Consider the following 9,238-nt stretch of genomic DNA (forward strand, 5'->3'; position numbering starts at 1 on the left):
GGAGGACGAGTCTGCAGACCTGGCGTGCTGGGGACGGTGGGTCTCGATACGCCCCTGGGGGGGGGCTACTCGACCAGCGTGCGTGCGGTGTCTCAGTCCTTCTCGGAGTCCTTGGCGGCGGCGTCGTCCTGGGACGGGCCCTTCTCGTCGCGGTTCTCGCTGGAGAGGCGCAGCCAGCGGCCGTCGCGGACGTCCTTCTCATGCACGGCGGCCTTCTTCTCGCTCGCGGCGGTGTCGCGCGGGGGCAGCTGGATGGTCTCCTCCGCCTCGATGCCGGCCTGGAGCTCGCGGCCGCGCTCGAGCTCGGCGTCGAACTCGGCGCCGAAGAGCAGGGCGATGTTGGTGATCCAGATCCAGAGCAGGAAGACGATCACGCCACCGAGCGATCCGTAGGTCTTGTTGTAGTTGGAGAAGTTGGCGACGTAGAAGGCGAAGCCGACCGAGGCGAGCAGCCAGATCGCGAGCGCCAGGATCGAGCCGACGCTGATCCAGCGGAACTTCGGCTGGCGGATGTTGGGCGCCCAGTAGTAGAGGATCGCGATGGTCAGCACCGCGATGATCACGAGCACCGGCCACTTGGCGATGTTCCAGACCGACAGCGCGGCCGAGCCGAGGCCGACGACGTCGCCGACGGCGGTGGCGACCGGGCCGCTGAGCACCAGGATGAGCGCGGCGACGACGATCAGGACCACGGTGACGACGGTGACGCCGAGCATGGTCGGGCGCAGCTTCCAGAACGGGCGGCCCTCGTCGATCTCGTAGACGCGGTTCATCGCGCGGCCGAAGGCGCCGACGTAGCCGGAGGCGGACCAGAGCGCGCCGAGGAGACCGGTGACGAAGGCGACGCCCGCGGCGGGGGAGTTCACCAGCGACTGGATCGGGTCGCGGAGCAGGTCGACGACCTCGGCGGAGGCGAGATTGCCGACCAGGTCGAGCACGGTCTGCGTGGTCGCCTGGGCCTGGCCGAAGAGGCCGAGCACGGAGACGATCGCCAGCAGCGCCGGGAACAGCGCCAGCACGGCGTAGTAGGTGAGGGCGGCGGCGAGGTCGGTGCACTGGTCGGCGCCGAACTCGCGTCCGGTCTTCTTCAGCACGTAGAACCAGGAGCGCTTGGTGATGTCGGTCACGTAGTCGGGCTTGCGCGCGTCGTCGGGCTCGGGCGCGGTCTTCTCGCGGGTCGTGCTCTTCTCGGCCATGCCGACACGCTACGGGCACGGGAGGGTCGGCGGTGGCCCCTTGACGCCGCGCCGCCCGATCCGGGAGGGGAGCGCTCTCCACCGCATCTCCGCGTCGGATCCCTCTGCCGGATCTCTCCGACGCGGTGCGTCAGACCGTGCGGCCCTGGCGGCTCGCGGCGAGGATCCCGAAGGCGAGGAAGGAGCAGGTCGCGGTGAGGACGATCAGCAGCGGCGCGTCCCAGCCGCCGCTGAGGTCGTGCGCGAGGCCGACCACGGTCGGCGCGGTCGCCGCGGCGGCGTAGCCGAGGCCCTGCACCGTGGCGGACAGCCGCGAGGCGTGCCGGTCGGAGCGGGAGAGCCGCACGAGCAGCACGAAGACGACGGTGATGCCGCCGCCCTGCGCCGCGCCGCCGAGCAGGCACCAGAGCGCCCAGAGCGACGGGGCGAGCAGCAGGCCGAGCGGGACGGTGCACCACAGCGCGCCGATCAGGACGATGCTGCCGAGCGGCCGGAGTCGGCGCACGACGAGGGGGACGCCGATCGCGCCGATGATCGCGGCGATCTGGAAGACGGAGGAGCTCGCTCCGGCGGCCTCGATCGAGAAGCCGTTGCGGTCGACCAGGAGCGAGGGCAGCCAGGCGGTGACGCCGTAGTAGGAGAAGGCCTGGCTGGCGAAGCAGACCGCGAGCGCGAGCACGGTGACGCTGCGCCAGATCCGCGGCGCCGGCTCCTGCGGTCCGCGCGCGGCCGGCGGGCGGGGCGCGGGGCGGAGCGCCCGGGCCGGCCCGCGCGCGAGCAGCCAGCCGGCGACGGCCAGGACGTTGAGCACCAGCCAGGCGAGCAGCGCGCCGCGCCAGCCGAGGACGAGAGCGAGCGGGGCGGTGCCGAGCGAGGTGATGGTCGAGCCGATGTTGAGCGCCGCGGTGTAGACGCCGGTCGTGAGGTCGACGCGCTCGGGCGCGACGTCGCGGCGGATGACCACGGGGACCACGACGTTGCCGATGGTGATGAAGACGCCGATGAGGATGGTGCCAGCGACCACGAGCACGACGTCGCCGGCCGAGCGCAGGATCGTGCCGAGCGCGACGCCGACAACGGTGATCGTCACCGCGGCGTCCGGCCCGGCCCGGCGGATCACCAGGAGGGCGAGCGGGGTCGCCAGGGCGAAGCAGAGCACCGGGATGCTGGTGAGCACGCCCGCCTGGCCGGAGGAGAGCGCGAGGTCGCCGCGGATCGCGTCGATCACCGGCGCGACAGCCACGATCGGACCGCGCAGCACCAGCGCCACCAGGGCGACGGCGAGGACGAAGAGCCAGGGGGCGCTCCGCCGCGGCACGCCGGTCAGCTGGAGAGCCCGGCGGCGCGCGCCAGGAACGACAGCACTCCGAAGACGATGCCGATGACACCGGTGATCAGGCCCGCGGTGGCGAAGCCGCGGCCGCCGAGCTGCGCGGAGGCGGCTCGGCCGCGGACGCCGAAGACGATCGCGAGGATCGACGGGACGAGCAGCGGGTTGATCAGGATGCTGGCGATGCCGAGAACGAGGCTCGCGATCGCCAGGGAGTTGCGCCGCGCGGGGGCGGCGCCGTAGCCCGGAGCGGCTCCGTAGCCGACGGCCGGGCCGTAGCCAGGGGCCGGGCCGGAGCTCGGGGTGACGGGGTACTGCGGGGCGGCGCCGTACCCGGAGTCGCCGTAGCCGGGCGCTCCCGATTGCTCGGGTGTGCCGTAGGCGGGAGCGGGCGGGGCGGCGGGGCGCGAGCGGTCGGTCCAGGCCGCTCCGTCCCAGTAGAGCTCGGCGCCGAGGTCGGCGGGGTGCGGGTACCAGCCGGGCGCGGGCAGAGGGGCGGAGTCGTCGGGCATGCGCCGATTCTAGGGCGGCGGAGGAGGAGGGGAGTGGCGGGGCGGGGCGGGGGTCGGCGCCGCAGGGCAGGATGGAGCCGCCGAGCGGGCTCGCCGCGCGCGCGACGGAGGAGGAGCCATGGGCTGGAGCATCGTCGAGGTCGAGTGGGCGGATCCGCGTGCGGAGAGCCTGCGGTCGGCGCAGCGCGTCGAGCTGGACGAGCGCTACGGCTCGGACGACCACGAGCCGGGGACGCCGCCGTCGGCCGACGACGTGCCGGTCTTCCTCGTCGCGGTCGACGAGGGCGGCGCCGCGGTGGCCTGCGGCGGGCTGCGGCCGCTGCCGGAGTCGGTGCTCGGCGCGGACGTCGTCGAGGTCAAGCGGATGTTCGTCGCCCGCGCCGCGCGCGGCTCCGGGGTCGCCGCCGCGGTGCTCGCCGCGCTGGAGGAGAAGGCCCGCGAGCGCGGTGCGGTGCGCCTGGTGCTCGAGACGGGGACGCTGCAGCCGGACGCGATCCGGTTCTACACGCGGCAGGGCTACGCGCCGATCCCGCTGTTCGGCTCGTACATCGGCTCGGAGCACTCGGTGTGCTTCGGGCGCTCGCTGCGGCCGCCGCGGATCGAGGCGACCGCCGACGTGGATCCGCGGGCGGAGATCGGCGACGGCACGCTCGTCTGGCACCTCGCCCAGGTGCGCGAGCAGGCGCGGGTGGGCCGCGACTGCGTGATCGGCCGGGGCGCCTACCTCGGGCCGGGCGTCGTGGTCGGCGACCGCTGCAAGATCCAGAACCACGCGCTCGTCTACGAGCCGGCCGTGCTCGGCGACGGCGTCTTCATCGGGCCGGCCGTCGTGTTCACCAACGATCTGCGGCCGCGGGCCGTGACTCCGGACGGGGCGCTGAAGTCGGCGGACGACTGGCACGCCGTCGGTGTCGTGGTGGAGGACGGCGCGGCGATCGGCGCCCGGGCCGTCTGCGTCGCTCCGGTGCGCATCGGCGCCTGGGCGATGGTCGCCGCCGGTGCCGTCGTCGCGGCCGACGTGCCGGCGTTCGCGCTCGTGGTCGGCGTGCCCGCCCGGCGGGTCGGCTGGGTCGGCCGGGCCGGAGCGCGGCTCGAGGCGGCCGGCGACGGCGCGGGCGGCGCGCTCTGGCGCTGCCCGGAGACGGCGGAGGAGTACGTCGAGCGCGACGGGGTGCTCAGCCGGATCTGACGTCCGGGCACGGCGCCGCGGTCGGGTCCCGGGCTCACTGCCGCCCGATGCTCAGCGCCGGTGCGACGCCATCCCGCTGCGCTCCGGGACGGGCGTGCGCGAGCGGACCAAGGCGGGCGGCGCCGCTGCGAAGGCGGGCGGTGCGTCGCGCTCGGCGATCGTCGCGCTCCTCGACTCGATCGGCAGCCGGACCGCGGAGGCGTCGCGGCTCGGAGCCGAGCCGGACGCGCCGGATCCCTTGGCCGCGCGGCGCGAGTCGACGGCGCGGGCGATCGAGATCGCTCCGAAGAGCAGCACGATGCCGCCGACGGCGACCATGATCACCGCGCGGAGCCGGTCGGAGATCTGCTCGACCGCCTTGCCGGGCGTCTGCACCTCCAGCGCGGTGAAGAGGTAGCGGTCGTCGGCGCCGTTGATGGTCTGCATGCTGCGCAGCGTGTCGACGAGCCGGTCGCCGAGCGCGGTCGTCGTGGCCAGCGAGCCGTCGGCCGTCGGCGCGTCGGCGGTCACGCTCAGCAGCAGCCCCTGACCGGACCAGGCCGAGCGCTCGACCGCGAACTGCGTGCTGAGACCCTGCGCGGCGAGCGCCTCCGCGGTGTCGTCGCTGTTCATCACGGTGACGAGCACCTGGGCGGCGAGCGAGTTGTCCGAGGAGCGCAGGTACGGGTTGTCGGAGTTCAGCGCGGCGAGCGCCGGGTCGTTCTCGAGCTCCACGGCGGTCGGCAGCTTCGGATTGACGAGCGCGTAGGTCGCCGTCGAGGCGTAGGTGCGCGGCGAGAGCACGAGGACGTACGCCATCGCGGCGACGGTGAGCACGAGGACGACGCCGGCGAGGAGCCGGTGGCGCCAGAGGGTGCGGAGAACGGAGACGGGGTCCATCAGGACAGCCTTTCTGAGGCGGATTCGATCGCGCCGCGGGCGGGGACGGAGGCGTCCGTGCTCAGGGCGGAGGGGAGTCCGAGCTCGGCGCGGACCAGGAGCCAGCAGCTCCCGGACAGGCCGAGCACGAACGGGTACAGCAGGGCGAACACCGGGAAGCCCAGTGAGTCGAAGGTGGCGGAGGCGACCGCTGCGACGGTCGCGGAGGCGGCGACGCTCCCGGTCAGCGCGCGCAGACGCGGATCGCGGGCGAACTGGGCGGCGATCAGCCCGAAGAGGGCCGGGACGCCGAAGTAGGCGAGCACCGCGGCGGCGCCGAGGAGGCCGAGCGTGATGGCGGCGCCGAGGTACTGGTTGTCGAGGATGAGCAGGGCGCTGTCCGGGAGGTAGGTGCCCGGGCCGGTGCCGAGGAGGGGCTGGTGCGCGACGAGGGCCGCCACGCGCGGGTAGTTGTCGAGGCGGTTGGTGATCGAGGAGTCGCTCGTGCCCGCGCCGATCGAGCCGGTGAGGGTGCCGAGCAGTCCCGGGGTGGTCACGAAGAACGCCGCGATGCCGACCGGGGCGATCACGTAGCCCCACCGGCGGGCGTACGCGGGCAGGAAGACCGCGCAGACCGCGAGGCCCACCACCAGCGAGAGCACTCCCGAGCGCGAGACCGTCAGCGCCAGGGCGACGACCAGCAGCACGCAGGAGGCGGCGCGGAGGAACCGCGGGGTCGTCCGGTCGTAGAGCAGCCGCCAGATCGCGAGCGGGAGCAGCATCGCCGAGACGACCGCGAGCTCGATCGGGTGGAAGGTGGTGCCCGCCACCCGGGTGAGCCCGTCCCGGTCCTGGAACGGGGTGCTGCCGCCGTTGTCGACGAAGCCGATCATGACGCTCCGGATCCACTCGACCGGGTCGACGTGGGTGGTGAACTGGACGATCGCCACGATCGCGCAGATCGATGCCGCGTTGACCAGTGAGCCGAGCAGCACCCGCGCGTCCTCGAGGGTCCGCACGCTCTGGGTGGTGACCAGGGCGATCCCGGCGGAGGCGAGCAGCAGCAGCAGCCAGCGATCGGCGCTGAGCTGGCCCTCGCCGGTGCGCGGGACGGTGTCGTTGACGGTGTAGCGGACGTAGGACGCGATGCTCACCAGCAGCAGCAGGGTGAGCGCGGCGCGCCCCGGGTGGCGCATCGGGATCGGGTCGTGCAGCCCCAGCAGGGCCGACGCCACCCACGCGCCGGTGAGCAGCAGCGCGAGCACCATCGCGACCGAGCCGGACGCGCCGAGGGGAGCGAGCACCTGATCCGCGGGGAAGAGGAACAGTGCGTAGGCGACCAGACGCAGGAGCGTCGGGGGGCCGGTCCGCTCGATCGGGAGAGCCACGGCTCAGACCCCCGACCGCGGGGCGACGGCGGGCCGGGTGGTCTCGTCCCGGGTCCACGCGGCCGATCCGCGCCGGGGCAGTCGGCTGGCGAGCGCGAAGCAGAGGTAGACGGCCGCGTCGGCGAGCTCGAGCGGACCCTGGACGGCCCGCAGCACCTGCACGGCGGTGCGGGTCGAGCGGCGCTCGCCGTCGGGGGTGGACGCCGCCAGCTGCGCGCTGCCGCGCTGGGTGCGGCGGAGGACGCCGAGCAGGCTCGCGGCGCTCCGGGGCACCTGCACCACCGCGGGGGCGGTGGCGACGACGGCGCGCTCGGCGGCGGAGAAGCGGCCGTCGACGAACTCGTCGTCGGCGATCAACGAAGGGAAGACGCCGATCCGGTCGTGGCCGGAGCCGCTCACGGCGTAGCCGCCGGCGCCCCAGAGCGCGGTGTGCAGCGAGGGGGTGCGCGACCGGGCGCGGTAGTAGGCGCGCACCAGCGGGTCGGCTCCGGTGGCGTCGTACACCGCGGTCGGCCGGGCGGCGAGCAGCCCGCCGCGGGTGACGGCGTCGAAGACGGTCCAGACCGCGTCCGCCGTGACGCCGACGTCGGCGTCCAGGTAGAGCCGCGGCCAGGTGGCGGCCGCCGCGTCGCCCGCGTTGAGGGCCGCGGTCTTGGAGGCCTCGGCGATCTCGACCACGGTGACGCCGGCGAAGCTCCGCGCGATCTCGGCGGTGCGGTCGGTGCAGGCGTTGCAGACGACGATCACCTCGAGGGCGCCGCTCGCGGCCGCGGCGGCCAGCGGCGCGAGAGTGCGGGCGATGACCGACTCCTCGTCGTGCGCGGGGACGACGACGGAGCCGCTGGGGTGCGGCGCGGCGAGCGGACGGGCGAGCGCGCCCGAGGGGAGCGAGGCGAGCCGGGCGCCGACCGCGAGGGCGAGGGCCGCGTGCCGGTGCTCGCGGCCGCGGGTGCCGGGGAGGAGGCTGCGGGCCGACTCCGCCGCCAGCACGACGAGGCGGAAGGTGCTCGAGTACAGGGCGCCGTGGAACTTCTGCACGTAGCGCACTCGGTTCAGGGCGAGCAGCGCGGCGAGGGCGCTCGAGGAGCCCGAGCCGCCGCCGTCGTGCACGACCTGCGCGGCCGGCTCGAACCAGGCCTCGGCGCCGAGGTCGCGGGCGCGGCGGAAGTAGTCCGTCTCCTCCGAGTAGAGGAAGAACCGCTCGTCCCAGTCGCCCAGGCGGGCGGCGACCAGCGCGTCGATCAGCATCGCGGCGCCCGTCGCCCAGTCGATCCGGTGGGCGTGCCGGTAGCTCTCCGGGTCGCTGTCGGTCTCGCTGGAGAACGCGGGGCGGTCGAGGACCTTGTCGCCCAGGAGCGCGTCGCCGAGGGCGCGCAGCCGGGTCGGCTCGCGGCGGAGCGAGCGCGACGGGGCGCCCGCGGCATCGCGCAGGAGCGGCACGACGATGCCCGCGGAGGAGGAGTCCATCCGCGCCAGCAGCGTCGAGACCGCGCCGGGCAGCACGACGAGATCGGGGTTGAGCACGAAGAGCGCGCCCGCGTCGCCCGCGTGCCGCCGGGCGATGTTGATCGCGGCGGCGTAGCCGACGTTGGCGCCCGCGTCGACGGCCACGACGTCGGAGTGCGCCGCTGCGAGGGCCAGCGAGCCGTCGTCGGAGGCGTTGTCCACGACCACGACGCGGATCCGGACGCCACCGATCGCCGCCTCGGCGCGCAGGCTGGTCAGCAGGCGCTCCATCGTCGCGGCCGAGCGGTAGCTGACGATGAGTGCGGCCACGTCGGCGCGCTCCCCGGGGCCGGCGAAGCGGGTGCTCTCGCCGGGCAGGACCACGGGCAGCACGGCGGACGGTGCCGCGGGCTGCGCGGCGCGGAGCAGCAGAGGGCCGCTCTGCGGGGTGGTGGAGCTGTGCCGACGGAGGCGCGCGTAGGCGAGCGGGCCCTCGACGAGGTAGCGGCGCGCAAGGCGGCGCGGCTCGAGGGCGAGGCGCCAGAGCCACTCCACCCCGCGGTCGGCGACCCATTGCGGCGCCCGGCGGACGGAGCCGCCGAGGAAGTCGACGGCCGCGCCGAAGGCGAGCAGCACGTGCGCGCCCGTGCGGGGGCCGTGCTCGTCGATCCAGAGCTCCTGGCGGGGCTTGCCGAGTCCGACGATGAGCAGGTCGACCTGCGCGCCGCGGATCGAGTCGACCAGCGCGGCGTTGGCGACCGGGTCGGCGAGCTCCGTGCGGGACGGCGACCAGAGGCCGGCCAGCACCAGGTCGGGCCGCTCCTCGGCCAGGCGTGTCTGCAGCCGGGACTGCGCGGCCTCGGAGCCGCCGAGCACGCCGACGCGCACGCCGTCGGTCGCGGCGCGGTCCAGCAGCGGCCCGATCAGGTCGCTGCCGGCCAGGCGCGGCCAGGCGACGCCGGTGAGGCGCTCGGCCTGCCGGGCGATCGGGCTGCCGTCGATCAGGGAGAGCCACTCGACCGGGCGGGCCGGGACGTCCAGCGGCGCGTCGGTCCACTCGGTCTCGCCCTCGGCGACCGGCACCAGGACGAGGGTCGGCGCCTCGGCGATCGGCAGGGCGCGGCGCTCGAGCACGTGCTGCCAGCGGCCGCCGTGGCCGAAGTGGTTGACGTGGTCGACGTTGACGGAGAGGACGCCGAGCGGGGCGTCGTGCAGGGCGGCGGCGCGGTCCGCGATGGTGCGGACCGCCTCCTCGTGCCGGGCGAGATCGACGGGGCTGCCGCCGAGGACGACGCGGCGGTGGGTGGCGAGGGTCATGG

At 74.9% G+C, this 9,238-nt stretch carries 7 protein-coding genes and 1 pseudogene; 2 read left to right on the forward strand and 6 right to left on the reverse strand.

The window, feature by feature from the left end; all coding sequences use genetic code 11:
- Positions 1 to 92: 92 nt before the first annotated feature.
- The 3 genes from HQQ86_RS17770 to HQQ86_RS17780 form a co-directional block, all read right to left on the reverse strand.
- Complete coding sequence (locus tag HQQ86_RS17770; protein ID WP_173289627.1) at positions 93 to 1,196, reverse strand: YihY/virulence factor BrkB family protein; 1,104 nt, start codon at positions 1,194 to 1,196, stop codon at positions 93 to 95.
- Positions 1,197 to 1,326: 130 nt separating this feature from the next.
- Positions 1,327 to 2,514 carry a CynX/NimT family MFS transporter gene (locus HQQ86_RS17775; protein WP_367948717.1) on the reverse strand — a complete coding sequence of 396 codons (1,188 nt, stop codon included), beginning with the start codon at positions 2,512 to 2,514 and terminating at the stop codon, positions 1,327 to 1,329.
- 5 nt (positions 2,515 to 2,519) lie between these two features.
- Positions 2,520 to 3,038, reverse strand: a complete 519-nt coding sequence (locus HQQ86_RS17780; RefSeq protein ID WP_254072244.1) for a DUF4190 domain-containing protein — start codon at positions 3,036 to 3,038, stop codon at positions 2,520 to 2,522.
- A 118-nt stretch (positions 3,039 to 3,156) separates the two neighbouring features.
- On the opposite strand from HQQ86_RS17780, the pseudogene HQQ86_RS21010 reads away from it, so the two are divergent.
- Positions 3,157 to 3,549: pseudogene (locus HQQ86_RS21010) on the forward strand (GNAT family N-acetyltransferase); the annotation flags it as partial.
- A gap of 72 nt (positions 3,550 to 3,621) precedes the next feature.
- Entirely contained in the window at positions 3,622 to 4,227 is a 606-nt protein-coding gene (locus tag HQQ86_RS21015; protein WP_216845682.1) for an acyltransferase, read from the forward strand.
- A gap of 51 nt (positions 4,228 to 4,278) precedes the next feature.
- Here HQQ86_RS21015 and HQQ86_RS17790 read toward each other — a convergent pair whose 3' ends face one another.
- From HQQ86_RS17790 to HQQ86_RS17800, 3 genes are read right to left on the reverse strand one after another with little or no spacing between them, the layout of a single operon-like run.
- Positions 4,279 to 5,106: a chain-length determining protein gene (locus HQQ86_RS17790; RefSeq protein WP_173289631.1), complete on the reverse strand. Its 828-nt coding sequence runs from the start codon at positions 5,104 to 5,106 to the stop codon at positions 4,279 to 4,281.
- Positions 5,106 to 6,473: an O-antigen ligase family protein gene (locus HQQ86_RS22175; RefSeq protein ID WP_173289633.1), complete on the reverse strand. Its 1,368-nt coding sequence runs from the start codon at positions 6,471 to 6,473 to the stop codon at positions 5,106 to 5,108. Before HQQ86_RS22175 ends, HQQ86_RS17790 begins: the two co-directional genes overlap by 1 nt.
- Positions 6,474 to 6,476: 3 nt before the next feature.
- Positions 6,477 to 9,236: a WecB/TagA/CpsF family glycosyltransferase gene (locus HQQ86_RS17800; protein ID WP_173289635.1), complete on the reverse strand. Its 2,760-nt coding sequence runs from the start codon at positions 9,234 to 9,236 to the stop codon at positions 6,477 to 6,479.
- Positions 9,237 to 9,238: the final 2 nt, after the last annotated feature.

This window comes from Rathayibacter sp. VKM Ac-2857 (assembly GCF_013205025.1).
GTDB lineage: Bacteria > Actinomycetota > Actinomycetes > Actinomycetales > Microbacteriaceae > Rathayibacter.

What these genes read in the sequence shown, in the direction of transcription:
- HQQ86_RS17800 (WP_173289635.1), bottom strand. Translation starts at nt 9,236, where the DNA reads ATGACCCTCGCCACCCACCGCCGCGTCGTCCTCGGCGGCAGCCCCGTC.
- HQQ86_RS17780 (WP_254072244.1), bottom strand. Translation starts at nt 3,038, where the DNA reads ATGCCCGACGACTCCGCCCCTCTGCCCGCGCCCGGCTGGTACCCGCAC.
- HQQ86_RS17770 (WP_173289627.1), bottom strand. Translation starts at nt 1,196, where the DNA reads ATGGCCGAGAAGAGCACGACCCGCGAGAAGACCGCGCCCGAGCCCGAC.
- HQQ86_RS17790 (WP_173289631.1), bottom strand. Translation starts at nt 5,106, where the DNA reads ATGGACCCCGTCTCCGTTCTCCGCACCCTCTGGCGCCACCGGCTCCTC.